Source organism: Streptomyces sp. NPDC002018, from assembly GCF_042890865.1.
Taxonomy (GTDB): domain Bacteria; phylum Actinomycetota; class Actinomycetes; order Streptomycetales; family Streptomycetaceae; genus Streptomyces.
Window position 1 is genome coordinate 24,824 of record NZ_JBIASO010000006.1, and the last position, 25,595, is coordinate 50,418.

Here is a 25,595-nt window from a genome sequence, read left to right on the forward strand (position 1 = left end):
TTCCGCACTCTAACGCCTACGCGCGTAGATCCGCCCTGTCGATATGTAACAGTGACCCGGCGGACGGGTGGAGTACACCCGTCCTTCTGAGACTGTTCTGCTATGGGACAGAGCGCAGTTCCCGGGCCGGGGGGACGTACGGCAGGCCGGGACGGTTCGGCGCGCGCGCGTCGCGCGGAGCCACGGGCACGGTTGGGGCGGGCGTTCACCGCGCTCCCCGAGGGGACGGCCACGGGGGGCGTGATCCTGGTGCTTCCGTCGGGTGAGCCGGTCTCCGACCGCCGTCCCTCCCCCGTCGCGTACGCCCGGATGCTGCCGCTGGCACGGGCGTTGGCCAGGCCGGGGGCGGCCGAGGGACTGGCCGTGCATGTGGTGCACTACCGCGGGCGCGGCTGGAACGGCACGCAGGCGCAGCTCGCGGCGGACGCCGAGTGGGCGGCGGAGGAGGTCGTACGGCGGTACGGCGATGTACCGGTGTGTCTGGCCGGACACGGGATGGGCGGCCGGGCCGCGCTCCAGGCGGCGGGGCACTCGGCGGTCAACTCCGTTTTGGCGATGGCCCCTTGGCTGCCGGAGCAGGACAGGGCGGTCGAGCCGGAGCCGGTGCGCCAGCTCACGGACCGTCATGTGCTGATCATGCACGGCACCAATGACGAGCGCAGCGATCCGGAGCTCTCGTACCGGCTGGCCGAGCGGGTCAAGAAGATCAACCGCGACATCTGCCGGTTCGAGGTGCACTCCGACGGGCACGCGCTGCGCCAGTACCAGGAGGAAGTCCTCGCGCTGGCCACGGACTTCGTGCTGGGCTCGCTGCTCCCCCGCGCGTACTCCCGCCCGGTCGCGGACGCCCTGGCGGCACCGCCGCCGCTGGGACTGCGCATGCCCCTGGCGGCGGGCTACGGCAGATCGTTACGACCGTAGCGGCGGGCTGACGGGACCGGGGCGCGCCGGGGCCGACTGGCTTGCGGGGCCGGGCCGGGGCGCCGGGGCCGGCTGGCTTGCGGGGCCGGGGCGTCGGGACCGACGGGCCTGCGGGACCGGCCGACGGGCCTGCGGGGCCGGAGGGCTTACGGGACCGACGGGCCTGCGGGGCCGGGGGCGACAAGGCCGACGAGGGGTGCGGTCGTGTGCCTCGTCCCGGTCAGTCCGGGAGCAGTTGGCCCCGGCGCGAGAGCAGGAAGCGTTTGAAGGCCGCCACCGGCGGGGTGTCGGGGTGGCCGTCCAGCCAGGCGACGCCGATCTCGCGCACCGCGCGCGGCGCCGTGACCGTCAGCTCGACCACCCCGGGGCGGGCCACCGCCGGCGGGGGCAGCAGGGCGACCCCCAGGCCCGCCGCGACCAGCCCGCGCAGCGTCTCCGCCTCCTCGCCCTCGAAGGCGACGCGCGGCCGGAAGCCCGCCTCCGCGCAGAGGTCGTCGGTGATACGGCGCAGCCCGTACCCCGGCTCCAGGGTGACGAACGTCTCGTCCGCGGCCTCGGCGAGCCGGACACGGCGCCGTCCGGCGAGCCGGTGGTCGTCGGGGACGACCAGCCGCAGCCGCTGTTCGTCGAGTCTGCGGGCGACCAGATCCGGGGCGTCGGGCACCGGCGAGGTGAGACAGAGGTCCAGCTCCCCCGCGCGCAGACGCTCCATCATCGCCTCGCCGTAGTTCTGGACGAGCTGGAACCGCACCCGGGGATGGTCGGCGCGGAAGGCCCTGATCAGTGCCGGTACGGTCTCGGACCCCATGGTGTGCAGAAAGCCGAAGGCCACCTTGCCGGACGCCGGGTCCGCGTCGGCCCGTACGGACTCGGCCGCGCGCTCCACCTCCGCGAGGGCCCGCTCGACGGAGGCGAGGAAGGTCCGGCCCGCCGGGGTGAGCGAGACCGTACGGCCCCTTCGGGCGAACAGTGCGATGTCCAGGTCCTGTTCGAGCCGGACCATCGCCCGCGAGAGCGTGGACTGCGGGACGCCCATGTCCTGCGCGGCGCGGGTCACATGCTCGTGCCGGGCCACCCCGGCGAAGTACGCGAGGCGCGGCGCGAGGACCGCCGGCCAGGACTCGGGGTCCAGATCGGCCGCGCCTGCCCCGCCATTCGCCCCTTTTGCGCCTTTCGCGACTTCCACACCTTGCGTGCTTTGCGCGCCTTGCGCCCCGAGCGCTCCTGCCGCCGCCATGTCTTCTTCGTAACTGTTCCATGACACGGGCTTGCGTGACCTCTGCTCATGCGTCATGGGAACGATTATCCCCGTTCCATGCATTGGACGCATGAAGCCGGGGAGCCTACGTTCGAGACATGCCTTCCGTCAGTACCGGGGCGCCCACCACCGTGGGCGCCTCCTCCGCGCCGTCCACCACCCTCTCCGCGCCGTCCACCGCTCACGCCGCCACCGCTTCCTCGCATCTCTCCCCCGGCCGTCCCGGCTACCGCCGGATGAGCCTCGCGCTCTTCGCCGCCGGGGTCGCGACCTTCGCCCTCCTCTACTCCACCCAGGCCCTGCTGCCCGCCATCTCCACCGGCCTCGGTGTGACGGCGAGCCAGGCGAGCTGGACAGTCTCGGCGGCCACGGGCGCGCTGGCGCTGTTCGTGCTGCCGCTGAGCGCGCTGTCCGAACGGTTCGGCAGGCGCACGCTGATGACCGTCTCACTGGCGGTCGCCGTCGGGGTCGGGCTGCTGGTGCCGTTCGCGCCAAGCCTGGAGTGGCTGGTGGCGCTGCGCGCCGTGCAGGGCGCGGCGCTGGCCGGACTGCCGGCGTCGGCGATGGCGTTCCTCGCCGAGGAGGTGCGGCCGAAGGCGCTGGTCGCCGCGATCGGTCTGTTCGTCGCGGGCAACAGCGTCGGCGGGATGAGCGGCCGTATCGTCGCGGGCTGGGCCGCCCAGCTCTGGGGCTGGCGGGCGGCGCTCGGCGTGGTCGGGCTGCTGGCGGTGGTGTGCGCGGTGGTCTTCCGCGTACTGCTGCCCAGGGCACGGCACTTCACCCCGCGGCCGCTGAGCGCGCGGTCGCTCGCGAGGACCGTCGGCGGGCATCTCGCCGATCCGCTGCTGCGCCGGCTGTACGCGATCGGCGCGCTCTTCATGACGGTGTTCGGCGCGGTCTACACCGTGATCGGCTACCGGCTGGTGGAGGCGCCTTTCCGTCTGCCCCAGGGCATCGTCGGCTCGGTCTTCCTGGTCTATCTGGTCGGTACGGTCTCCTCGGCGGCGGCCGGACGGCTGGTCGCGCGGCTGGGCAGGCGCGGCGCGCTCTATCTGGCCGTGGGAACGACGGCGGCGGGTCTGCTGCTCTCGCTGACGGACACCCTGACGGCGGTGCTGCTCGGTCTGGTGCTGATCACGGCGGGCTTCTTCGCGGGGCACGCGGTCGCCTCGTCCTCGGTGAGCCGTACGGCGAAGACGGGGCGCGCGCAGGCCTCGGCGCTCTACCAGTCGGCGTACTACCTGGGCAGCAGCGCCGGCGGCACCCTGGGCGCGGTCGCGTTCCACGCGGGCGGCTGGACGGCGACGGTGGCGCTGGGTCTCGCGGCGGTGCTCGGGGTCGTCTCGATCACGCTGTACGGGACGCGGTGCGCACGGGCCGAGCGCCGACTGACGGCCGCGACCGCCACCACGGCCGCCGCGACCACCGCTGCCACGGGCGCGAGCACCACCGCCGCGGGTGCGAACGCCACCGGCGTGGTGGCCGGCGCCGCCGGCGCCGAAACCTCCCGCCGCTGAGGGAAATCTCCCGTCCGGGCCGTGCAACTCCGCGCGCCCGTCACCCGTCTACCACCCCGAGTACGCCACACGAGTGACGTGGACCGAAGGGGGGACGGGAGAGATGGGACAGATACGCCGTAACGGGGCCGTGGCGGCGGGGATCGCCGCGCTGGTGGTCCCGCTGACCGTGGCGCTGGGCGCCGCGCCCGCGCAGGCGGCTTCCTGTACGACCAGCAAGGGCCCGTACCAGAAGCAGGTCGAGAAGTTCCTCGGCCGGCCGGTGGACGGCAAGCAGTCCGCCGCCGACTGCAAGGCGACCCGCGCCTTCCAGTCGAAGCACGGCATCACCCCCACCATCGGCTACGCCGGGCCCGTCACCTGGGGCGTGATGGATCTGATGAACAAGCAGAAGGCCGCGGGCAGGACACCCAACAAGGCCGGCAAGTGCCCGACCAACAAGGGCCGTATCGCCTGTGTCGACCTCACCCGGCAACTGAGCTGGATCCAGGACGGCAAGAAGCTGGTGTACGGGCCGGTGCCGGTGCGTACCGGGCGCGACGGCTACGAGACCCGGACCGGGCTGAAGAAGATCTACTGGCGGAACAAGAACCACGTCTCCTCCATCTACGACGTGCCCATGCCGTACAGCCAGTTCTTCGACGGCGGCCAGGCCTTCCACTCGGTGGGCCTCAGCGTGTGGAACCCGCCCGGTTCGCACGGCTGCGTGAACATGACCAAGACCAACGCCGTGAAGTACTGGTCCCTGCTGAAGAACGGGGACGACGTCTACGTCTACGGGCGGAAGCCGGGAACCTGAGCCCGTTGTCAGTGCCGTGCGGTAGCTTCCGGGGGACTGGTTCCAAGGGGGCGACTGGGGTGACCTATGAGTGATCCGGTGTCGGCCCGGGATATCGATTCCCGGCTGGAGAAGCACCGCACGGAGCTGACCGGTTACTGCTACCGGATGCTGGGCTCGGCCTTCGAGGCCGAGGACGCCGTGCAGGACACGCTGGTGCGGGCCTGGCGCGGCTTCGACACCTTCGAGGGCCGCTCCTCGCTGCGGTCGTGGCTCTACCGCATCGCGACCAATGTCTGCCTGGACATGCTCAAAGCGGGGAACCGCAGGGCGCGGCCGATGGATCTCACGGCCGCGACGCCGGTGGCCGAGGCGCGGCTCGCCGCCCGCCCGGAGACCACCTGGCTGGAGCCGGTGCCGGACGGGCGGGTGCTGCCGTCCGTGGCGGACCCGGCGGACATGGCGGTGTCGCGGGAGACGATCCGGCTGGCGTTCGTCGCCGCGCTCCAGCACCTGCCGCCGAAACAGCGGGCCGTGCTGATCCTGCGTGAGGTCCTGGCGTGGAAGGCGAGCGAGGTCGCCGAGCTGCTGGACACCACGGTCGCCTCCGTCAACAGCGCGCTCCAGCGGGCCCGTGCCACCCTCGCCGAGTCGGCGCCCGCCGCGACCGACACGACGGATCCGCTCGACGCCGGGCAGAAGGAACTGCTGGAGCGGTATGTCGCGGCCTTCGAGGGCTATGACATGAAGGCGCTGACCGCGCTGCTCCGCGACGACGCCACGTTCTCCATGCCTCCGTACGACCTGTGGCTCCAGGGCCACGAGGACATCGTGGGCTGGATGCTGGGGGTGGGCTCCGCCTGCCGTGGCTCCCGGCTGATCCCGACGGTGGCCAACGGCACCCCAGCCTTCGCCCACTACCACCCGGCCGAGGACGGCGACGGCCATACGCCCTGGTCGCTCCAGGTCATCGAGATCGAGGACGGCCGGATCACGGGGATCAACAACTTCCTGGACACGGCCCGCTGGTTCCCGCTGTTCGATCTGCCCCCACGGCTGGGCGAGGAGTGACTTGAGGGAAGTGACCTGAGCGGCGAGGTCAGGGGCGTTCGCCCTGCTCCCCGGCCGCCGCGTCCGGCGCGTCCTGGGCGGTGTCCGCGAGGCCTGACAGGCCCATCAGCTCCAGCAGCAGCCGCAGTTCACCGCCGACGCCCCGCAGCCGCAGCCGGCAGCCGCGGCGCCGGGCGGTGAGCTGAAGCCGCGCGATCGCCTCGACGGCGACCAGATTCGGCGGGCCGAGCCCGCCGACGTCACCGATCACCTCGGCCGCCCCCGTGCCGTGCAGCCGCGCGATCAGCTCCGCGCAGAGCCGGGGCACATCGGCCGGGGCGAGCCGGCCCGCGATGGTGAGAACGATCGGTTCTGTGGTGTCCACACCCACTGAGACCGGCACCCCGGCCGTAACTCATCGCGGAACCCTGTTCCCGGCGAACCCTGTTCCTGTACGGGCGGTCCCGTGCGGGCGGTCACGCGCGGCCGGTGGCCGGTCCCGTACGGGAAGCCGCGCACCGCCCGGTGACGCACGGCCGTTCCGAGGTCAGTCGACCGGGAAAGCGGCCGTCTCGACGGTCAGCCCGAAAGGCTCGGGCAGCGTGATGTCCTCGCCGAACTTCACCGCCTGATGCACTCGGTAGACCTCACCCGTGGGCTCCCCGTAGAGGGTGACCGTGGGGCCGCCCGGGGCCCAGCCGTCGATGAGCAGATAGAGCGGGATACCCGCCTGGGCGTAGCTCGCGGCCTTGGTGATGCGGTCGTGGCTCGCGGTGGACTTCGAGGTGATCTCGACGACCAGCTCCGCCGCGGCGGCGGGGATGAAGTTGCCGGGTTCGCTCCGCACCACCGCCTTGGGCGCGACAGCCAGGTCAGGAATATAAAGGCCATGACGGGTAGGGAATGCGGCCCCGAGCGTCTGGTAGATCCCCCATTCATGGGGGATCACCGTGTACAGCAGACGCTGGACCGTGTCGGCAATGTCGTTGTGGGCGTTGGACGGCGGCGGTGCCACGGTGACGATCCCCTCGATGATCTCCACCGTGCAGCCCTCGGGTGCGTCCGTCTCCTGCCAGATACGGACCAGGTCGTCCCACTCGTGGCCACTGGCCGTTGTGTGGTCGACAGTGAGTGCGCTCATTGGCGGTCTCCAATCGGTACGTCACCGATCCCAGCATGACCGACGGGACCGGTGGGGGTCCACCGGTCCCGTTCACCCGAATGGGTCGTTGACATCGGCCGCGGTCGGGCGTCGGGGCAGGTCAGGCGATGCGTTCCAGTACGACGGGGGCCGCCTGGTAGGAGGTGCCGGGGGGTGCGATGTCGTAGGTGCCCTCCAGCGCGTCCAGCGCGTAGCCGAACTTCTCCGGGGTGTCCGTGTGCAGGGTCAGCAGGGGCTGGCCCGCCGTGACCTCGTCGCCCGGCCTGGCGTGCAGTTCCACGCCCGCGCCCGCCTGGACCGGGTCCTCCTTGCGGGCGCGGCCCGCGCCCAGCCGCCAGGCGGCGACGCCGACGCCGTACGCGTCGAGCCGGGTGAGGACGCCCGACGAGGGGGCGGTGATCAGCTGCTGCTCACGGGCGACCGGCAGCGCCGCGTCCGGGTCGCCGCCCTGGGCCGCGATCATCCGGCGCCAGACATCCATCGCCGAGCCGTCGGCGAGCGCCTTCGCCGGATCGGCGTCCTTGAGTCCGGCCGCGTCGAGCATCTCGCGCGCCAGGGCGAGGGTCAGCTCGACGACATCGGCGGGGCCGCCGCCCGCGAGCACCTCGACCGACTCCCGTACCTCCAGGGCGTTGCCCGCGGTGAGGCCGAGCGGGGTCGACATGTCAGTGAGCAGGGCGACGGTCCGCACACCGTGGTCGGTGCCCAGGCCCACCATGGTCGCGGCCAGTTCGCGGGCGTCCTCGATCGTCTTCATGAAGGCGCCGGAGCCGACCTTGACGTCCAGGACGAGCGAGCCCGTGCCCTCCGCGATCTTCTTGGACATGATCGAGGAGGCGATCAGCGGAATGGCCTCGACGGTGCCGGTGACATCGCGCAGCGCGTAGAGCTTCCTGTCGGCGGGGGCGAGTCCGTCGCCCGCCGCGCAGATGACCGCGCCGGTGCTCTCCAGGACGTCCAGCATCTCGGTGTTGGAGAGCAGGGCCCGCCAGCCGGGGATGGACTCCAGCTTGTCGAGGGTGCCGCCGGTGTGGCCGAGGCCCCGGCCGCTGAGCTGCGGTACGGCGGCGCCGCAGGCGGCCACCAGGGGCGCCAGCGGGAGCGTGATCTTGTCGCCCACTCCGCCCGTGGAGTGCTTGTCGGCCGTGGGGCGCGACAGCGCCGAGAAGTCCATGCGCTCGCCGGAGGCGATCATGGCGGCGGTCCAGCGGGCGATCTCGGCGCGGTTCATGCCGTTCAGCAGGATCGCCATCGCCAGCGCGGACATCTGCTCGTCGGCGACCTCGCCGCGCGTATAGGCGTCGATCACCCAGTCGATCTGCTCCGGGCTCAGTTCGCCCCGGTCCCGCTTGGCGCGGATGACGGAGATGACGTCCATGGCGTTCCTTTCACCTGCGTACACGTGCGTGCACATCTATGCGCGGGACCGGTGCGGGGCATGCCTGCGTACGCGTGTCCTCGTACGGAGGCATACCCCTTCGTGCGGTCGTGCGGTCGTGCGGCTCCGCGCGGTCGTTCCGTCCGGTTACATACGGCCCCGACCCGCCGGATCGCGGCGGTGCCGGGGCCGAGCTCAGTGGAGGTGCCCCGGGCCGAAGGCCTGCGGAAGCATCTCGTCGAGGGTGCGGATCCCGTCCGGGGTCTCCAGGATCAGTTCCGGGCCGCCGAACTCGTACAGCAGTTGCCGGCACCGTCCGCACGGCACCAGCACCTCACCCGTGCCGTCGACACAGGTGAAGTGGGTGAGCCGGCCGCCCCCGCCGAGCTGGAGGGCGGAGACCAGACCGCATTCGGCGCACAGGCCGAGGCCGTACGAGGCGTTCTCGACATTGCAGCCCGTGACCGTCCGGCCGTCGTCGGCCAACGCGGCGGCTCCGACCGGATAGTGCGAGTACGGCACATACGCGTGGGCCATCGCCTCTCGCGCCGCGGTCCGCAGCTTCACCCAGTCGACACCCGCGCCGCCCGCGCCGCCCACAGCGTCCGCGCCGGCCGCGCCGCCCTCGACGCCCGTCACTTGCCCTGTCCTCTGCGATAGCGCATGCCATCAGCTTTCGGCATCCGCAGCCGCTGCGCCGACAGGGAGAGCACCAGAAGGGTCACGACATACGGCGTGGCGCCGACGAAGTCCTCGGGCACGGTGTCCGTGAGCAGGTACCAGACCAGGATGAGCACGGCGACCGCCGCGCTCGCGGCGGCCTGGACGACCGCCTTGCGGTAGGCCTTCCACACGGCGAGCAGCACCAGCAGCACCACGAGCAGGAGCAGCAGCGCGTGGACGGTCTCGCCGCCGTTGCGCAACTGGAGCGCGTCGGAGAAGCCGAACAGCCCGGCGCCCATGGCGAGCCCGCCGGGCCGCCAGTTGCCGAAGATCATCGCGGCGAGACCGATATAGCCGCGCCCGCCGGTCTGGCCCTCCAGATAGATGTGCGAGGGGACGGTCGCGAGGAACGCGCCGCCGAGACCGGCCAGACCGCCGGAGACGGCGACGGCCGCGTACTTGTACGAGTAGACGTTGACGCCCAGCGACTCGGCCGCGATCGGGTTCTCGCCGCAGGAGCGCAGCCGCAGACCGAACGGGGTCCGCCACAGCAGCCACCAGGTGGCGATGAAGAGCACCACGGCGAAGACCGTCAGCACCGAGACATTGGTGACCAGACCGCCGATGATGCCCGCGAGGTCCGAGACCAGGAACCAGTGGTGGTTCGCGAGCGAGGTGAGTCCGTCGGAGAGCCCGGGGACGGTGACATCGGGGATGGAGTCGACCGGGGGCGACTGCTTGGGGTTGCCGCCCTTGGCCAGCGCCTCGCCGGAGTTGAAGAAGATCTTGGCGAGATACTGGGTGACCCCGAGGGCCAGCAGGTTGATGGCCACACCGGAGACGATGTGGTCGACACCGAAGGTGACGGTCACCACCGCGTGCAGCAGTCCGCCGAGGACACCGAAGGCGACACCGGCGAGCAGGCCCAGCCAGGGGTTGGTCTGCCAGCCGACCCAGCCGGCCCCGAAGGTGCCGAGGATCATCATGCCTTCGAGACCGATGTTGACCACACCGGCCCGCTCGGACCAGAGACCGGCGAGACCGGCCAGACCGATCGGCACAGCGAGGCCGAGGGAGGCGCTGATCTGGCCCGTGGAGGTGAGCTGGTCGGCGCCGGTGAGTATCCGTACGGCCGAGACCAGGATCAGGGCGCCCGCGATGATCAGCAGGACCCGGGCGAGGGTGAGCTTGCGGCGTACGGGCTTGGCGCCCTGGGCCCTGGGCGCCGCCGGAGGCGGAGTGTCGGTCGTCGTGGCAGTCATCCCGCCACCTCCAGCTTCTCGGTCTTGGCAGCCTGGGCGGCCTGGGCGGCGAGTTCGGCGCCGACCCGCTGCTGCTGGCGCTTGAGGCCGTAGCGGCGCACGAGTTCGTAGGCGATGACGACGCACAGGACGATGACGCCCTGGAGCACGCCGAGGATCTCCTTGTCGTAGCCGATCACTTCAAGGTGGTTGGTGGTGCGCTCCAGATAGCCCCAGAGCAGCGCGGCGAGCGCGATGCCGATCGGGTGGTTGCGGCCGAGGAGCGCGATCGCGATACCGGTGAAGCCGATGCCCAGCGGGAAGTCGTTGCTGTACATGTGGCTCTCGTTGAGCAGCGTCGGCATCCCGATCAGCCCGGCCATACCGCCCGAGAGGATCATGCTGGTGACGACCATCTTCTTGACGCTGACCCCGCTCGCGGCGGCGGCCGACTCGGACTGGCCGACGGCGCGCAGGTCGAAGCCGAAGCGGGTGCGGCCGAGGACGAACCAGTAGGCGAGGCCCGCGAGCACGGCGACGAGGAGGAAGCCCCAGAGCAGACCGGCCGGGCCCATGTCGATGGTGAAGAACCAGGACGACTCGGGCAGCGGCTTGGTGGAGACCAGGGTGCCCGCCTCGTCGAGCTGGCCCAGCCGCTCCGGCTGGATCAGATAGCCGATGACCGCGGTCGCGATGGAGTTCAGCATGATCGTCGAGATGACCTCGCTGACCCCCCGTGAGGTCTTGAGGACACCGGCGATCCCGGCCCACATGGCGCCGACGAGCATCGCGACGATGATGATCACCGGGATCTGGACGATACCCGGCAGATCGAGGGTGCCGCCGACGACGGCGGCGAAGAAGGCCGCGATGCGGTACTGGCCGTCGACGCCGATGTTGAACAGGTTCATCCGGAAGCCGATGGCGACCGCGACGCCCGCGAGGTAGTACGTGGTCGCCTTGTTGAGGATGTAGACCTGGCTGTCGCTGGCGGAGCCGTACGACAGCATGTCGTCGAACGCCTCGAAGGGGTTCTTGCCGGTGACGGCGATGACCAGCGCGGTGACGACCAGCGCGGCGAGCACGGCCAGTACGGGGGCGGCGACCGCGAGGAGCAGCCGCTCCTTGTCGATCCGGGCGGTGAGCTTCTTCATCGGTCCTCTCCCCCGGCTTCGGTTCCGGCTCCGGGGCCGGCCGCGGCGCGCGGGCCGCTGTCGTCCTGGCCGTCGAGATGGCCGGTGACGGCACCCGTCATGGCGGAGCCCAGTTCCTCGGGGGTGATCGTGGCGGGATCGGCGTCGGCGACCAGGCGGCCCCGGTACATCACCCGCAGGGTGTCGGACAGGCCGATCAGCTCGTCCAGGTCGGCGGAGATCAGCAGGACCGCGAGACCCTCGCGGCGCGCTTCCCTGATCTGGTCCCAGATCTGCGCCTGGGCGCCGACGTCCACCCCGCGGGTGGGGTGCGCGGCGATCAGCAGCTTGGGCGTGTGGCTCATCTCGCGGCCGACGATCAGCTTCTGCTGGTTGCCGCCGGAGAGGGAGCCCGCGGTGACATCGATCCCGGGGGTGCGTACGTCGTAGTCGCGCACGATCCGCTCGGTGTCGAGACGGGCGGCCCCGGCGTCGATGAGTCCGCGCCGGGAGTTGGGGCGCTCGGTGACATGGCCGAGGATGCGGTTCTCCCAGAGGGGGGCCTCCAGCAGCAGGCCGTGCCGGTGGCGGTCCTCGGGGATGTAGCCGATGCCGCTCTCGCGCCGCTTGCGGGTGGGCGCGTGGGAGATGTCGGTGGTGTCGAGGGTGATGACCCCGCCGTCGGGATCGCGCATGCCCATGATCGCCTCGACCAGTTCGGCCTGGCCGTTGCCCTCGACGCCCGCGATGCCCAGGACCTCGCCCCGGTGGATGGTGAAGTCGATCCCGGCGAGGACGTCCCGTACGACACCGTCGGTGTCGGTGGCGGTCAGCTTCAGATCGCGGACCGTCAGGGCCGGTATGCCGGTGACCGTCGACTCGCGGGTCTCCGGGGAGGGCAGCTCGCTGCCGACCATCAGCTCGGCGAGCTGCCGGGAGGTGGTGGAGCGCGGGTCGGCGGTGCCCACGGTCGTACCGCGGCGGATGACGGTGATCTCGTCCGCGACCGACAGCACCTCGCCCAGCTTGTGGGAGATGAAGATGACGGTCAGGCCCTCGGACTTCAGCTCGCGCAGATTGTCGAAGAGCGCCTCGACCTCCTGGGGGACGAGGACCGCGGTGGGCTCGTCGAGGATCAGGGTGCGCGCGCCCCGGTAGAGGACCTTGAGGATCTCCACGCGCTGCCGGTCGGCGACGCCGAGTTCCTCCACGAGGACATCGGGCCGTACGCCGAGGCCGTAGGCGTCCGAGATCTCCTTGATCCTGGCGCGGGCCCGGGAGCCGATGCCGTGGAGCTTCTCGCCGCCGAGGGCGACGTTCTCCAGGACCGTGAGGTTGTCGGCGAGCATGAAGTGCTGGTGCACCATGCCGATACCACGAGCGATGGCGTCCGCGGGGCTGCCGAAGGTGACCTGGTCACCGTCGACGGTGATGGTTCCCTCGTCGGGCTTCTGCATGCCGTAGAGGATCTTCATCAGGGTCGACTTGCCGGCACCGTTCTCGCCGCAGAGGGCGTGCACGGTGCCTCTGCGCACGGTGATGTCGATATCGCTGTTGGCGACGACGCCGGGGAAGCGTTTGGTGATGCCGCGCAGTTCGACGGCGGGCGGGCTGGACGCGTTGATGGCGCACTCTCCTCGGAGGAAGGAGCGTTGGGGCGGGGGGCGTGGTGACGCTAGCGCGTCAACTCCCGCCTACGCGCGTAGAGTTGACACATCGTTATGGGCCCGGGAAGAGGGGTGGAAGCCTCTCCCCGGGCCCGTACGCTCAGCCGGCGGCGGGACTCGACATGACCCTGACCCGCGTGCCGGAAGGGGTCACGGGGTGGTCTTGACCTTGATGGAGCCGTCGACGATCTTCTGCTTGGCCTCGTCGATCTTGGCCTGGATGTCCGCGATGAAGCCACCGCTCGTGGCGAGCGAGACGCCGTCCTTGGCGAGCGAGTAGCTGTTGGTGCCGAGCAGCGGCTTCTTCTCGTGGACCGACTTGATCAGGTCGTAGACACCGACGTCGACGTTCTTGACGACCGACGTGAGGATCGAGTCCTTGTACTTGGCGAGCGAGGCCTGGTTGTACTGGTCGGAGTCGACGCCGATCGCCCAGGCGCCCTTGACGCCGTTGACGGCCTCGATGGCACCGGAACCGGAGGAGCCGGCGGCCGAGTAGATCACGTCGGCGCCCTTGTCGAGCATGCCCTGGGCGGCGGCCTTGCCCTTGTCGGGGCTGGCGAAACCGGAGGTGTCCGAGCCGTGCGACAGGTACTGGACGTCGACCTTCAGACTCTTGTCGGTGTCCTTGACGCCCTGGACGAAGCCCGCCTCGAACTTCTTGATCAGCGGGACGTCCACACCGCCGATGAAGCCGACGTGCTTCTTCTGCGTCTTCAGCGCCGCGGCCACACCCGCGAGGTAGGAGCCCTGCTCCTCGGTGAAGACGATGTTGTCGACGTTCTTCGCGTCGACAACGGAGTCGACTATGCCGAAGGTGGTGTCGGGGAACTTGACCGCCACCTGCTTCATCGAGTTGGAGTAGGCGTAACCGATGCCGACGACCGGGTTGTAGCCGGCCTGGGCGAGCTGGGTCAGACGCTCGACGCGGTCGGCCTCGGTGTCGGTGGTCTTGGCGGTCAGTTCCTTGACCTCACCACCGAACTCGGCCTTGGCCTTGTCCATGCCACGCGCGGCGGAGTCGTTGAAGGAGTGGTCGCCACGGCCGCCCACGTCGTAGGCGACACCGACCTTGACGCCGCCCGCGGCGGAGGCCGAGCTCGACGTGTCGTTTTCCTTGGCCTTGTCGGCCGAAGTGCTGCCACACGCGGTGGCAGTCAGAGCGAGCGCGGCGGAGGCGAAGCTCGCCGCAGCAATCTTGGTTACCCGGCGCAAGAGGGTGGTCCCTTCAACCTGACCGAAGCGCCTCTTCCGGCGCTGGTTTCGCGGCGATCGTAACGCGCGTAGATGTCAGATAAAGACCCGTACGGAAGCCGTTATCGGATCGTCGCGAACGGAAGGTGTCATGGCCGATTACAAACGGTTGCCGTCGATCAACGCGGCAGCCGTGAACAGCTCCACACCGACCCCGATCGCCTGCTCGTCGACGTCGAAATCACCACGATGCAGGTCGTACCGGGCCTGGCTGCCGGGGGTCCGCACGCCGAGCCTGGCCATCGCGCCGGGCACCCGCTCCAGATACCAGGAGAAGTCCTCCCCGCCGAGGCTCTGCTCGGTGTCCTCGATCGCATACGAACCACGGCGCGCGGTCTGCGCGGCACGCAGCAGCTCCGTGACCACCGGGTCGTTGACGACCGGGGGCACCCCGCGGACATAGGTGATCTGCGACTTGGCGTGATAGAGCGTCGCGATCTCGTCGATGGCGCTGTGGACCAGGTCCGGGGCGTCGCGCCAGGCGTGCAGATCCAGGCAGCGGACGGTGCCGGACAGCTCGGCGTGCTGCGGGATGACATTGCAGGCGTGGCCGGCCTCGATGCGTCCCCAGGTGACGGCGAGCCCGGAGCGGGCGTCGACCCGGCGGGCCAGCAGGGCGGGGACCTCGGTGGCGACCTTGGCCACGGCGGTGACCATGTCGGTGGTGAGATGCGGGCGCGCGGTGTGGCCGCCGGGGCCGTCGAGGGAGATCTCCAGCCGGTCGCAGGCGGAGGTGATGGGCCCGGGGCGCAGCCCGATCAGCCCGGCGTCGACCCGGGGGTCGCAGTGCACGGCGATGATCTTGCCGACACCGTCCAGCGCGCCGTCCTTGATGGCGTCGGCGGCTCCGCCGGGGAGCACCTCCTCGGCGGGCTGGAAGATCAGCCGTACGGCGTTGGGCAGCAGGCCCTGCCGGTCGAGCCCGGCGAGCACCAGCCCGGCGCCGAGGACGGCGGAGGTGTGGACGTCGTGCCCGCAGGCGTGCGCGCGGTCGGGCACGGTGGAGCGGTACGGAACGTCGGTCTTGGTGTCCGGGATCGGCAGCGCGTCGATGTCGGCGCGCAGCGCCAGCATGGGCCGCACACCGTCCCAGGTCCCGATGTCACAGACGAGCCCGGTCCCGGCCCTGAGGACTCTGGGCGCCAGCCCGGCCCGCTCCAGACGGTGCTTGAGCGCGGCGGTGGTGCGGAACTCCTGGTTGCCCAGCTCGGGATGCATATGCATGTCCCGCCGGAAGGCCACCAGCTCGGCACGCAGCTCCTCGGTCAGCGCACCGGGCAGCGCGGCTTCGCCCGGCAGTGCGGCCTCACCGGGCAGTTCGTCGGTCTCGGACTCTGGGGACATCAACTGGCTCACCTGTTGAAGACTAGGCCTCTTCAGGGATCAACGAACCCTCGATCAGCAAAATTTCAGCCACACAGGCGATGTTTCCCGGCGTGGGAGTGCTTAGCACCGCGAGGGAGCGGGTATACCGGTGCGTTTCGTATCGATGTGTACGGGGGTGCCCCATCGCCGCGCTCGTCCGGGAGGCCGGCGCCGGGCAGGGGCTCTGACGTGGGTGGATCGCGCGGCCCGGACGCCGGGCGGTCCGGAAGCCGCGGAGGCCCCGGCGCGGAACCGCGTCCGGGGCGGACACGGCGGCCGGGGCGACATTCCGGCCCATCGCCGGGACCGGGTGCGGGGGGAACCTGGGGGGCGCCTGGGGGGCGGGGACGCCTGGGAGAGCCGGGGCGGCCGGTGGAGGCCGTCGGGGGACGGGACGCCGGGAGAGCCGGGTGAAGCGGGAGGCGGGGACGCCGGGGGGGGAGGGGGCGGGGACGCCGGGAGAGCCGGTGGAAGCCGTCAGGGGCCGGGGCGGTGGAAACGCGGTGGGCGTTGTCAGTGGTCGTCCCTACGATGATCCATACCTTCCCAGTCCACCTCGGCGGTGTGCGCACGCGTGTGCCGTCGCGGTCAGGGCCGGGGCCATCGCGATTCGTGAGGGGGGGACCCCGCGATCGCCCGACCCGCGCCAGCGGCCGCCTGCCCGGGGCCGTGAGGTTGCCCCTCTGCGACTTATGAACCTTGACCCATCCGTGCCGCCCGTCCCGTCCACGCCCTCAGCTTCTTCCGCCCACTCCGCCCACTCCGCCCCGTCCGTCCCGTCCGTCCCTTCGGTCAACACGTTCCAGGTGGATCTGCGGGGCCTGGTCGACCTGCTCTCCCACCACCTCTACTCCAGCCCGCGCGTCTATGTGCGCGAGCTCCTCCAGAACGCGGTGGACGCCGTCACCGCGCGGCGCGGCCACGATCCCGCCGCCCCCGCCCGTATCCGTCTCACGGCCACCGGCGACGCCGTCGTCATGGAGGACAGCGGTATCGGGCTGACCTCCGACGAGGTGCACACCCTGCTCGCCACCATCGGCCGCAGCTCGAAGCGCGACAGCCTGGAGAACGCCCGGCAGGAGTTCCTCGGCCAGTTCGGAATCGGGCTGCTCGCCTGCTTCGTGGTGGCCCGCCAGATCCGGGTCGTGTCGCGTTCCGCGCGGACGCCCGGCGAACCGCCCGTCGAGTGGGTGGCGAGCGACGACGGCTCGTACACCGTGCGGACACTGCCGCACGAGGCACGCCCGGAGCCCGGGACGACCGTCCGGCTGGAGCCCAGGCCCGGCGCCGAGGAGTGGACCGAGCCGGGGCGCGTCGCCGAACTCGCCGCGGACTTCGGCTCGCTGCTGCCCCACGAGGTCACCTTCACGGGCCCCGAGGTCACCGACCGGCCGCTGACCGAGCGGCCCGCCGTCTGGGACCGCTCGTATCCCACGCCCACCGCGCGCCGGGTCGCGCTCGCCGGGCACTGCGCGCGGGTCTTCGGGTTCAGCCCGCTCGACTCGATCGACCTGGACCTGCCCGTGGCGGGGGTGCGGGGCGTCGCGTACGTCCTGCCCGACGCCACCAGCCCCGCCCGGCGAGCGGCCCACCGGGTCTATCTCAAGGGCATGCTGCTCACCGCCCAGGCCGACAACCTGCTGCCCGACTGGGCGTTCTTCGTCCGTGTCGTCCTCGACACCGACACCCTGCGCCCCACCGCGTCCCGGGAGAACCTCTACGACGACGAGACGCTCGCCGCCGTACGGGAAGCGCTGGGCGCCCGTATCCGCGCGTGGCTGGCCGAGCTGGCGGCGGGCGATCCCGACCGGCTGGCGGCGTTCCTCACCGTCCACCACCTGGGGGTGAAGTCCATGGCCCGGCACGACGCGGAGCTGTTCTCGCTGATGCTGCCGTGGCTGCCCTTCGAGACCAGCGACGGCCGGGTCACCCTGGACGAGTTCGTCCGCGCGCACCCCGAGGTCCACTTCACCCGGACGGTGGAGGAGTTCCGCCAGGTCGCGCCCATCGCCGCCGCGCAGGGTCTCGCCATCGTCAACGGCGGATACACCTACGACGCCGATCTGATCGCGCTGCTCCCGGGGATCAGGGACGGCGTCACCGTCAGCGAGCTGGACGCGGGGGCCGTCACCGCGCATCTCGACCCGGTCGAGCCCCGGCGGGAACTGGCCCTGGCCTCCTTCCTGGCCACCGCGCGGACCCGGCTCGACCCGCTCGGCTGCGATGTGGCGCTGCGCGCCTTCCAGCCCGTGACCGTCCCCGCGCTCTTCCTCGACGACCGCGGCCGCCCGGCATGAACGGGACCGCGCGGCGGCGGAGGAGAACGCCGACAGTCTGTGGAGCGGCATCCTCGGCGCGCTGCGCGGCTCGGCGCCCCGCGCCCGGCTGGTCCTCAACCACAACAACCCGCTGGTGCGCCGGATCGCGGCGATCAGCGACGCCGATCTGGCCGGTACGGCGGTCGAGTCGCTGTACGGACAAGCCCTGCTGATGGCACAGCGGCCGCTGCGCCCGGCGGACACCTCCCTGCTCAACCGGGCCTTCCTCGGCCTGCTGGAGTGGGCCACACATCCGGTCGCCGGGCGTCCGGCCGTCACCGAGGAGGACGACACGTGACCACCGCCCACTCGCCCGAGGAGATCCGCCGCGCCCTGTGGGAGAACCGGTCGGCGCCCAACGGCCCCCTGCGCAACGCCCGCGCCGAGGAACTCGCCGCGGCCGCCGAGTCGACCGGGGACCGCGATCTGCTCCGCGCGGCGCTGTTCGGCATGATCCAGGCGTACGAGTACAGCACCGAGCGGGGCAAGATGCTGGTCCCGTTCGCCCGGCTGCTCCAGGAGTGGGACCAGGACCCGTCCGCGTTCGACGGCGGGGACAGCCATACGTTCCACTGGATGTTCAAGTGGGTCAGCTCCGGAATGCTGACGCTCCCCGAGATCCCCCTCGCGACCATGGAGCAGTGGCTCGGCGAGATGGAGCGCCGGTACCGGATCTCGGGCTTCAGCGAACGGGCCGTGCGGCAGGCCGAGTTCGAGCTGGCCCAGCACACCGGTGAGACCGGCCGGGCGGCGCGGGCGTTCGGGGCGTGGACCGCCGCCGAGCGCGACCGGATGGCCAACTGCCACGCCTGCGAGCTGAACGACCAGGGCGGTCACTGGGCGAGCCTGGGCCAGGACGACAAGGCGCTGCGCGTGTGGGAGCCGGTCCTCGCGGACCGTTCGCACTGCGCCGAGGAGCCGCACCGGGTGCTCGCGAAGTCGCTGCTGCCGCTGGTGCGGACGGGCCGGCTGGAGGAGGCGCGCGCCAACCATCTGCGGGGCTACCGCATGGCCCGGGGCAACGAGAGCCTGCTGGCGGCCATCGGGCTGCACATCGAGTTCTGCGCGCTGACCGGAAACGAGGGCCGGGGCCTCGAACTGCTCGCCGAGCACGCCCCGCATCTGTCGTCCGACGGCAACGCGTACACGCGGCTGGAGCTGTTCACGGGCGCGCTCACCCTGCTGCGACGGCTGCTGGCGCTCGGTCTGGACACCCAGCCCGTGGTCGCGGCGGCGGGAGAGCGGCGTACGGTACGCGAGTTGCACGACCTGCTGGACGCCGAGGCCGCGTCGATCGCGGCCCGGTTCGACGCGCGCAACGGCAGCGATGTCGTCTCGGGCCTGCTGAAGCACAGGCTGGAGCGCGAACCGCTCCTCGACGCGCTGCCGCTGGGGGTACGGGGGGCCGCGCTCTCCGGCCCGGCGGTCTCCGGCCCGGCGGTCCCCGGTCCGGTGGCGGTCGCTCCGGGGACGGCGGGCGCGGGTACGGGTACGGGTACTGGGGCGAAGTCCGGGGCGCACGGCGTACGGACGGTGTCCGAGCTGGCCGCCGAGGCCCGTGCGCTGCGCGGCCGGGGACACCCGGGTGCGTCGGTCGTATGGGACCGGATCGAGACCCGGATCGCGCGGGGCGACGGAACGGCCGATCCCCTGCTCGCCGCCGAGATGCTGGAGCACCGGGCGATACGCGCGGGCCGTGCGGACACGACGGGCGGCGCCGGACGTACGGGCGGCACGGACCGTACGAACGGTGCGGGCGGTACGGGCGGTACGGGCGGTACGGGCGGGAAGACCGTCCGCGAGCTCTTCGCGGAGGTCGTCGCCGCCTACCGGGCCGTCGGTGAGCCCAGTCGCGCCGCGCTCAACGAGCTGCGCGTCGTCTACGCGGCGGCGCAGGCGGGCGCCCCGGCCGAGGAGATCCGGGCCCTGCTGGCGGCGGCCGACGCGTCGGCGCGGGCCCTGGCGCCCACCGAGCCGACGAGGGCCCGGCGGATCGCGACCGTCGCCCTGAACGCCATCAGACTGGGCCCGCTGCTGCGCCACGCGCACGGACACGGGGACGCGCACGGACACGGGGACGGGGACGGGGAGTACGGTCGTCAGGGTGGCGGTGAGTCCACAGCGGCCCATGATCACGCGCTCATGGACACGGAGCTGGCGGCCTTCGTCACGGAGTTCACCGCCGGCCCGACGGAACCGACAGAACCGACAGAACCGACGCACGAGGGCGGCCGGGGCATCGACACCGGCGAGACGGCCGGGCGGAGCGGGACGGCCGGACAGGGCGGGACGTCCGATCTGGCCGATCTCGTGGCGGAGGCCGAAGTGCTGCGTGCCGAGCACGCCTGGCGGAAGGGCGATGTCGAGCGGGCGGACGCGCTGTTCGCCTCGGCGGCGCGGCGCGCTGTCGGCGCGGGCCGCCCGTGGGAGGCGGCCGAACCGCTCGCCCAGCGGGCACGGCTGCTGCTCGGCACGGGCCGGCCCCAGGAGGCCGAGAGCGCGGCACGCGCCGCGCTGGAGCAGGGCGCGGAGCTGGTGGCGGCGGACGAACTGGGCCATCTGCGACTGACGTTGGCCGATGCGCTGTACCAGCAGGACGGCAAGGAGGCCGAGGCCGCCGAGTACGCGCTCGAAGCGGCCCACTGGCTGGACGCGGCCGGGCAGTCGGCGGGCGCGGGGGCGTACGCCCGGCTGCTCCTCGCCCAGTCGTACGGCGAAACCGGCCGCCATGCCGAGGCGGCGGAAGTGCTGGAATCCGCGCTGCCGGATCTGCTGGAACACGGCGACGAGCAGGCCGCGCGGGCCCGGGAGACGCTCGGGCGGAATCTGCGCGCGCTCGGTGACCGGCGGGCGGCGGCGGAGCAGTATCTGCTCGCCGCCGAGGTGACCAGGGCCTGGGACGACGAACGTCCGCAGGCCCAGTTGGCCACGCTCGCCGCCGAGTGCCTCTCGGAGGCGGGTCTGCCGGACGAGTCGGTCGCCGCCTACGGACGGGCCATCGAGCTGTGGCGGAACGTGGGCGAACCGGTGGCCTGCGCTCGGGCCCTGCGCTCCGTGGCCTGGCTGAAGGTCCGGGCGGGCGACCAGGAGGCGGCCGAGGAGCTGATGGCACAGGCGCTGGCGGCCGTCGACGGCGAGGGGGACGGACTCCTGCTGGAGCGCGCGCGTACGTGGTCCCAGACCGGCGAGTTGCTGCTGAGCGGGCTCTACGAGGACGAGGACGAAGCCGAAGCCGAGGACGCCGATGACGCCGATGACGCCGGTGACGCCGGTGACGCCGGTGACGTCCACGACACCCACGACGCCGTGGACGAGAAGAAGGAGGACACGGACCCGACGGGCAAGCGGGACGGGGACCGGCGGGCCGATGCCCTCCGGGTGCGCGAGGAGGCCCTGCGGCTGCTGGAGCGGGCGGACTCGGCGTTCGCGGCGCTCGGCCCTGTGGTCCTGGACGAGCGGGTCCGGTGCACCGTACGCATGGCCTGGACCGAGCAGGAGATGGACCGGACCGACTCCGGCGCGGCCCGGCTGAGGAGGCTGATCACCGAGGTGGCCGCGGTGGACACGGAGGAGGCACGGGCGTTGCTGCCGCGTCTGGAGCACACGCTCAAGCAGCTCACCCAGCGGGTCTGAGCCCAGGGCACCGGCCGGTCACGACGACCGGCCGGTGCCGGTCCGCTCCGGTCGGGCGGGCGTCTGCCAGACGAACACCTCGGTGCTCGGCAGGCGCTCGCAGAAGCGGCCCGGGGCGGAGTGGTCCCGGAGCAGCCCGTCGAGGTCCGAGGTGAACGCGCCGAGGCGCTCACCGAACAGATGCGGCGCGGAGTCCGACCTGGAGAACACCCAGGCGGCCACGTCCTCGCGGGTCCTCTCCAGTGCCTGGCCGCCCGGTACGACATACCGCCGGGGTCCGGTGAAGCCCGCCCGGGTGAGGATGGCGGCCTCGCCGCTGGGGGTCCCGTGCGGGAGCACGCCACGGCCGGCGCGTCGGACCGGCCCGAGGTAGCGCCTCGTCAGTTCCCCGATGGCGGCGTAGGGCACCGCCGGATACGGCAGGCCGTCGACGCCCAGATCCTCCGTCTTGAGATCCGAGACATGCACGAGCGCGCCACCGGGCCTGAGCAGCTCCCGGAACCTGCCGGCCACGAGATCGCGGTCCATCCAGTGGAAGGACTGGCCGAAAGTCGCCACCGTGAAGGTCCCGAGACCGGCGGGCAGTTCCTCGGCACGGGCCCGGATCCATCGAGCGCCGCCGGCCGAGCCCGCCCCCACGGCCTCCGCCCCCGCGGCCTGGCGCTCGGCCTCGGCGATCATCCCGCGATCGGGGTCCACCCCGACGACCTCGGCGAAGTGAGGACCCAGACTCAGCGCGAGCGTGCCCGGCCCGCAGCCCACATCGATCAGCCGCCCCCGCCCGTCGAGCCCGAGCACCTCGGCGAGCAGTTCCACGTACCCCGGCGCGTACGGCAGCCTCCCGCGCCGGTAGTACGGAGCCGCCCCCAGGAACAGCGTGTCGTCCCACACCCACCCGTCAACCACCGCCGCCCCCCGCCCGTCCGGCCACACCGCCCCTCGCGGGACGCGATCGTACAGCGGCGCTCCCACCGCGCCCCGTACGGCCGGATCAGCGGAACTCGCCGGCTCTCAGGCCGCATCGGCAGGAGCGTCAGGTCCGAGCCGAGCACAGCCGGCTGGGACTGCCGACCGACTACCGTCGCGACCGGTACAGCCCCTCACCCGGCGACCGCCGGGTTCTTCATCGGAGGCGTCAGCCGCAGGGCTGGTTCAGCGCACGTCGTGCCGCGTTGATGAGGTTGCGCGCGTCAACGCCGTACACGGCGGACTCCCGGAGCGTCCTCCATGTCCGCAGGTAGGTGTCCACGCTGGTCTCATCGTCGATCCACAACTCGGCGTGCCAGTTCTCGACGATCACCTGACGGTCGTCATAGATCCAGAAGGCGGTGGCCGGAGGGATCCTGAGCGGGGCTGACAGCGGGATGATCCCCAGCTCCACCGTGTCCAGACCGACGGCTCCCGCGAGACGGTCGAGCTGGGCCGCGAGTACCGAGGGCGGACAGATCAAGGTACGAAGGGCGGCCTCCCACACGATGAGGTGGAAACGCTTCGAGGAGTCGTACAACGCCTCCTGTCGCTTCATGCGGGACCGCACCGCCTCCTCGGTGTCGCGCGGCGATCGCTGTAGCTCCGCGTAGCGCGTGAAGATCGACCGGGCGTAGTCCGGCGTCTGGAGGATTCCGAAGATCATGGACGACTCCCAGCCCCGGAACACGGAGGCACCGGCATGGACGCCCAGATGAGTGTCCTGAACCGCCTTGTGCCCCGAGGCCAGTTGTCGCCGCCATGACCGAATGTGGGACTCGAAGCCACGGAGGCGGGCGAGCAGTTCGTCGTAGGCCTCGGGCCTGCCGGTGGCCTCCGCCCATTTACGGAGGTCATCGGGTGTAGGGGTCTGCCTGCCGTTCTCCAGCCTGCTGACCTTGGACTTGTTCCAACCGTACCGCTCGGCGAGCCTCATGCCGGTGAGCCGGCCATCGGGGGCCGAGAGCCTGAGTTCGCGCAGCCGCACCCCGAGTGCCTCTCGTGCCTGCTGATAGTCCGTGCTCACCGGTACGCACCTGCCTCATTCCTCCTGGTCGGTCAGCCCTGCCGCGAACTCCGCGTACGGGACGGCATGATGCGTCGCCGCATCACGTGCCATGGCGTACCGAAGCACCGCGGCGGGCTCCGTGACCAGCTCGACGTCCACCAGATTGTCGGCGTCGTCGAAGTTGAGCAGTGCGACCAGTCGGGAGTCGAAGATCCAGAAGTCTTCGGCGGGCAGGCCGAGCCGCTCGGCATCCGCGCGCCCGAGATTGAGGATCTTCTCGCCGACAGCGCTGTTGCGGCGCGCGTTGTCGAGCAGATAGAGCTGGCCTGTCGTGGGCGGGGCGTCGACGACGCGGACGCGCTCGAACCGCTTGCCGAGCGCGGTCTGCTCACGGCGCTCCGCGCACCACTCGGCATCGGCGCCCTCCCAGTCGACGGGCTCGTCTCGGATGAACTGCCCGTAAGTCGCGGTGAGTTCGTCGGACGCGTACCGGCGGCGGCTCTCCAGGCGCCAGGCTGTGTGCTCGAATCGCGTGAAGAGCCGGTCGAACTCGTCCAGTCCGATGATGTCCGGCACGCGGTTGATCTCCTTCGGTCCGAAGTCGACGAGCAGCTCACGGGGCACCACGACGGGCACCTCACCCTCGTTCAGGTGCCGGAGCTGGGCGATGTCGTCGGGGTCGGTGAGGACCGGGCCGTGCACGATGAGCTCACCCGTGCCGAGGTCTTCATGAAGGGACGGGCACCCGTTGACGCCGCTGCCCGTGCCGTTGAAACGCAGTCGTCGGACCATGATCACGACCTTCCGTCGGGGCTGATCCGCCAAGCTTCCCCGAGACCGACGTCCTGTGCCGGGGGTTCCGACGGCCTGTATCGGCAACTTCGCGCAACCTCACCGAGTGGCGCCGCAACTTCACGCAACGTCCCTGGCGTCTCTCAACGCCCGCTCCCTACCGTCCTGTCATGGCTTCAGCACACGAGTCGTCCGGCGCCGGCCCGATCGGCACGGCACGATCCGCCTCCGAAGGAGTATGCCCATGACCGTCACGCTCGACCGGCCCGCGAACACCCGTACCCGGGACCCGAAGGAACTGCTCAACGCCGTCCAGCCGCACGTCAAGCATCTGTCGGTCAACGTGCTGGACAGCGGCATGCCCCTGTGGGACCGCGAGGTCGCCCTGCTGCTGCGCGACCACACGATGGTCCGTGACATGGCCGAACGCATTCTCGGCAACGCCGTCCTGTACACCGTCGGCTCCATGGAACACCCGGAGGTCCACCTCGGGGTCGGCAAGCTCGTCGACATCGGTGTCCACCAGCTCATCCTCGACACACCCGTGTGGTGGGCCCTCTGCGACGCGTACAACGAGGGCCGCTACAAGCACCACGCCCCGTTCGTCGAACGCCGCCGCGACGGGCTGTGCCTGCGCACAGCGGACTTCCTGAAGTCGATCGGGTTCGACATCGACGAGGAGCTGTGGGCGATCGACGGCACGGACTGCTCGCCGTGTGACGACAAGGTCCCCGACAGCCACTGAACCGTCCCGCGCCGGCCTCTGCCCTCGGTCACCGGAGGGCAGGGGCCTGCCCCACGCGAAGAGGAACCGCTGTGCCCGCTCACCACGACATCGCCGCAGAGACCGAGCTGTGGGACGCCTACGCCGCGTCCGCCTTCCAGGAGGACGTCGAGCCGAGCTTCGGCTGGACGCAGTACGCCGGTCACGGGCCCGGCCCCGAACTGCTCGGTGACCCGGGTTCCGTGCTGGAGATCGGCTGCGGCACCGGGCGCGCCCTCGCCCACCTCGCTCGGCGGGGGATCGACGCCCGTGGCGTCGATCTGTCTCCCGTCATGGTCAAGAAGTCCACCGCGAGGTGGAGCGGCACCGGTGCGGTGTTCGTGTGCGGCGAGGTCCTGGAGTATCTGAGCGGGCACGAGGACCTGTACGACGCCGTCTACTCCGTCTTCGGAGCGGCCTGGTTCACCGACCCGGGCCGTCTCCTCCCGCTCGTCCGGCGGCGGCTGAAGCCCGGCGGGGTCTTCGTCTTCTCGCAGCCTCCGGCCATCCCCGGCGCGTACGGCCCGCAGGGCATGTACAAGGGGGGCTTCGCGGGCAAGGCGCTGTTCACCTACCGGTACAGCTACCGTCCGGCCGTGTGGGAGCGTCTGCTCACCCGGGCCGGGTTCGCGACGGCCGACGCGCAGGTCCTCGATGCGCCCCACGCCGGGCACATCGGGACGCTGCTCGTCCGCGCGGTCGCCGTATGACCGGTCCGGACCGTACC

General features: G+C 71.4%; 20 protein-coding genes and 1 pseudogene. 8 read left to right on the forward strand and 13 right to left on the reverse strand.

The annotated features are described in order from the left end of the window. Window positions 1-102: 102 nt before the first annotated feature. Entirely contained in the window at window positions 103-921 is an 819-nt protein-coding gene (locus ACFYYH_RS11415; protein ID WP_388548970.1) for an alpha/beta hydrolase, read from the forward strand. Between the two features lie 220 nt (window positions 922-1,141). On the opposite strand, the gene ACFYYH_RS11420 is transcribed toward ACFYYH_RS11415, so the two are convergent. Beyond that, on the reverse strand, window positions 1,142-2,215 hold the full coding sequence (locus tag ACFYYH_RS11420; RefSeq protein WP_388548973.1) for a LysR family transcriptional regulator: 1,074 nt from the start codon (window positions 2,213-2,215) through the stop codon (window positions 1,142-1,144). A gap of 62 nt (window positions 2,216-2,277) precedes the next feature. On the opposite strand from ACFYYH_RS11420, the gene ACFYYH_RS11425 reads away from it, so the two are divergent. The 3 genes from ACFYYH_RS11425 to ACFYYH_RS11435 all read left to right on the forward strand — a co-directional run bounded on the left by ACFYYH_RS11425 (window position 2,278) and on the right by ACFYYH_RS11435 (window position 5,545). Next, entirely contained in the window at window positions 2,278-3,696 is a 1,419-nt protein-coding gene (locus ACFYYH_RS11425) for an MFS transporter (protein ID WP_388548976.1), read from the forward strand. 103 nt (window positions 3,697-3,799) lie between these two features. Further along, entirely contained in the window at window positions 3,800-4,495 is a 696-nt protein-coding gene (locus ACFYYH_RS11430; RefSeq protein ID WP_388548977.1) for a L,D-transpeptidase family protein, read from the forward strand. Window positions 4,496-4,561: 66 nt separating this feature from the next. Further along, window positions 4,562-5,545 carry a sigma-70 family RNA polymerase sigma factor gene (locus ACFYYH_RS11435; protein ID WP_388548980.1) on the forward strand — a complete coding sequence of 328 codons (984 nt, stop codon included), beginning with the start codon at window positions 4,562-4,564 and terminating at the stop codon, window positions 5,543-5,545. A 28-nt stretch (window positions 5,546-5,573) separates the two neighbouring features. Here ACFYYH_RS11435 and ACFYYH_RS11440 read toward each other — a convergent pair whose 3' ends face one another. The 9 genes from ACFYYH_RS11440 to ACFYYH_RS11480 all read right to left on the reverse strand — a co-directional run bounded on the left by ACFYYH_RS11440 (window position 5,574) and on the right by ACFYYH_RS11480 (window position 15,366). Next, on the reverse strand, window positions 5,574-5,927 hold the full coding sequence (locus ACFYYH_RS11440) for an STAS domain-containing protein (RefSeq protein ID WP_388548983.1): 354 nt from the start codon (window positions 5,925-5,927) through the stop codon (window positions 5,574-5,576). 144 nt (window positions 5,928-6,071) lie between these two features. Continuing rightward, window positions 6,072-6,665 (reverse strand): Uma2 family endonuclease, encoded by a 594-nt coding sequence (locus ACFYYH_RS11445; protein WP_388548985.1) that lies wholly within the window; start codon window positions 6,663-6,665, stop codon window positions 6,072-6,074. Window positions 6,666-6,786: 121 nt separating this feature from the next. Then, window positions 6,787-8,064 carry a thymidine phosphorylase gene (locus ACFYYH_RS11450; RefSeq protein ID WP_388548988.1) on the reverse strand — a complete coding sequence of 426 codons (1,278 nt, stop codon included), beginning with the start codon at window positions 8,062-8,064 and terminating at the stop codon, window positions 6,787-6,789. A 195-nt stretch (window positions 8,065-8,259) separates the two neighbouring features. Continuing rightward, entirely contained in the window at window positions 8,260-8,664 is a 405-nt protein-coding gene (locus ACFYYH_RS11455; RefSeq protein WP_388549668.1) for a cytidine deaminase, read from the reverse strand. Window positions 8,665-8,699: 35 nt separating this feature from the next. Next, complete coding sequence (locus tag ACFYYH_RS11460; RefSeq protein WP_388548991.1) at window positions 8,700-9,989, reverse strand: ABC transporter permease; 1,290 nt, start codon at window positions 9,987-9,989, stop codon at window positions 8,700-8,702. Continuing rightward, window positions 9,986-11,122, reverse strand: a complete 1,137-nt coding sequence (locus tag ACFYYH_RS11465) for an ABC transporter permease (protein ID WP_388548995.1) — start codon at window positions 11,120-11,122, stop codon at window positions 9,986-9,988. The genes ACFYYH_RS11460 and ACFYYH_RS11465 overlap by 4 nt, the downstream gene beginning before the upstream one ends. Further along, window positions 11,119-12,696, reverse strand: a complete 1,578-nt coding sequence (locus tag ACFYYH_RS11470) for an ABC transporter ATP-binding protein (protein WP_388549671.1) — start codon at window positions 12,694-12,696, stop codon at window positions 11,119-11,121. The genes ACFYYH_RS11465 and ACFYYH_RS11470 overlap by 4 nt, the downstream gene beginning before the upstream one ends. A gap of 222 nt (window positions 12,697-12,918) precedes the next feature. Then, a complete protein-coding gene (locus ACFYYH_RS11475) occupies window positions 12,919-13,983 on the reverse strand; it encodes a BMP family protein (RefSeq protein ID WP_388548998.1) in 1,065 nt (354 codons plus the stop codon). Between the two features lie 138 nt (window positions 13,984-14,121). After that, a complete protein-coding gene (locus ACFYYH_RS11480; protein WP_388549001.1) occupies window positions 14,122-15,366 on the reverse strand; it encodes an amidohydrolase in 1,245 nt (414 codons plus the stop codon). A 713-nt stretch (window positions 15,367-16,079) separates the two neighbouring features. Between ACFYYH_RS11480 and ACFYYH_RS11485 the strand changes: the two are divergent. Both ACFYYH_RS11485 and ACFYYH_RS11490 read left to right on the forward strand, forming a co-directional pair. Beyond that, a pseudogene (locus ACFYYH_RS11485) lies at window positions 16,080-18,003 on the forward strand (HSP90 family protein). After that, window positions 18,000-21,338 (forward strand): tetratricopeptide repeat protein, encoded by a 3,339-nt coding sequence (locus ACFYYH_RS11490; RefSeq protein WP_388549003.1) that lies wholly within the window; start codon window positions 18,000-18,002, stop codon window positions 21,336-21,338. Before ACFYYH_RS11485 ends, ACFYYH_RS11490 begins: the two are co-directional and overlap by 4 nt. Window positions 21,339-21,356: 18 nt before the next feature. Here ACFYYH_RS11490 and ACFYYH_RS11495 read toward each other — a convergent pair whose 3' ends face one another. From ACFYYH_RS11495 to ACFYYH_RS11505, 3 genes are all read right to left on the reverse strand, one after another. Then, entirely contained in the window at window positions 21,357-22,244 is an 888-nt protein-coding gene (locus tag ACFYYH_RS11495) for a class I SAM-dependent methyltransferase (RefSeq protein ID WP_388549006.1), read from the reverse strand. 229 nt (window positions 22,245-22,473) lie between these two features. Beyond that, on the reverse strand, window positions 22,474-23,331 hold the full coding sequence (locus tag ACFYYH_RS11500) for a helix-turn-helix domain-containing protein (RefSeq protein WP_388549009.1): 858 nt from the start codon (window positions 23,329-23,331) through the stop codon (window positions 22,474-22,476). 15 nt (window positions 23,332-23,346) lie between these two features. Further along, on the reverse strand, window positions 23,347-24,105 hold the full coding sequence (locus tag ACFYYH_RS11505; RefSeq protein ID WP_388549010.1) for a DUF6879 family protein: 759 nt from the start codon (window positions 24,103-24,105) through the stop codon (window positions 23,347-23,349). A gap of 244 nt (window positions 24,106-24,349) precedes the next feature. On the opposite strand from ACFYYH_RS11505, the gene ACFYYH_RS11510 reads away from it, so the two are divergent. Together ACFYYH_RS11510 and ACFYYH_RS11515 are read left to right on the forward strand one after the other, a co-directional pair. Further along, window positions 24,350-24,850, forward strand: coding sequence for a hypothetical protein (locus ACFYYH_RS11510; RefSeq protein ID WP_388549013.1), 501 nt, complete (start codon window positions 24,350-24,352; stop codon window positions 24,848-24,850). Between the two features lie 71 nt (window positions 24,851-24,921). Continuing rightward, complete coding sequence (locus ACFYYH_RS11515) at window positions 24,922-25,578, forward strand: class I SAM-dependent methyltransferase (protein WP_388549016.1); 657 nt, start codon at window positions 24,922-24,924, stop codon at window positions 25,576-25,578. The last annotated feature ends 17 nt before the right edge of the window (window positions 25,579-25,595 follow it).

Bases quoted from the DNA above. Each gene is read 5' to 3' on its own strand.
- ACFYYH_RS11445 (WP_388548985.1), bottom strand. From the start codon at position 6,665: ATGAGCGCACTCACTGTCGACCACACAACGGCCAGTGGCCACGAGTGG.
- ACFYYH_RS11510 (WP_388549013.1), top strand. From the start codon at position 24,350: ATGACCGTCACGCTCGACCGGCCCGCGAACACCCGTACCCGGGACCCG.
- ACFYYH_RS11460 (WP_388548991.1), bottom strand. From the start codon at position 9,989: ATGACTGCCACGACGACCGACACTCCGCCTCCGGCGGCGCCCAGGGCC.
- ACFYYH_RS11425 (WP_388548976.1), top strand. From the start codon at position 2,278: ATGCCTTCCGTCAGTACCGGGGCGCCCACCACCGTGGGCGCCTCCTCC.
- ACFYYH_RS11435 (WP_388548980.1), top strand. From the start codon at position 4,562: ATGAGTGATCCGGTGTCGGCCCGGGATATCGATTCCCGGCTGGAGAAG.
- ACFYYH_RS11415 (WP_388548970.1), top strand. From the start codon at position 103: ATGGGACAGAGCGCAGTTCCCGGGCCGGGGGGACGTACGGCAGGCCGG.
- ACFYYH_RS11505 (WP_388549010.1), bottom strand. From the start codon at position 24,105: ATGGTCCGACGACTGCGTTTCAACGGCACGGGCAGCGGCGTCAACGGG.
- ACFYYH_RS11450 (WP_388548988.1), bottom strand. From the start codon at position 8,064: ATGGACGTCATCTCCGTCATCCGCGCCAAGCGGGACCGGGGCGAACTG.
- ACFYYH_RS11430 (WP_388548977.1), top strand. From the start codon at position 3,800: ATGGGACAGATACGCCGTAACGGGGCCGTGGCGGCGGGGATCGCCGCG.
- ACFYYH_RS11465 (WP_388548995.1), bottom strand. From the start codon at position 11,122: ATGAAGAAGCTCACCGCCCGGATCGACAAGGAGCGGCTGCTCCTCGCG.
- ACFYYH_RS11420 (WP_388548973.1), bottom strand. From the start codon at position 2,215: ATGACGCATGAGCAGAGGTCACGCAAGCCCGTGTCATGGAACAGTTAC.
- ACFYYH_RS11480 (WP_388549001.1), bottom strand. From the start codon at position 15,366: ATGTCCCCAGAGTCCGAGACCGACGAACTGCCCGGTGAGGCCGCACTG.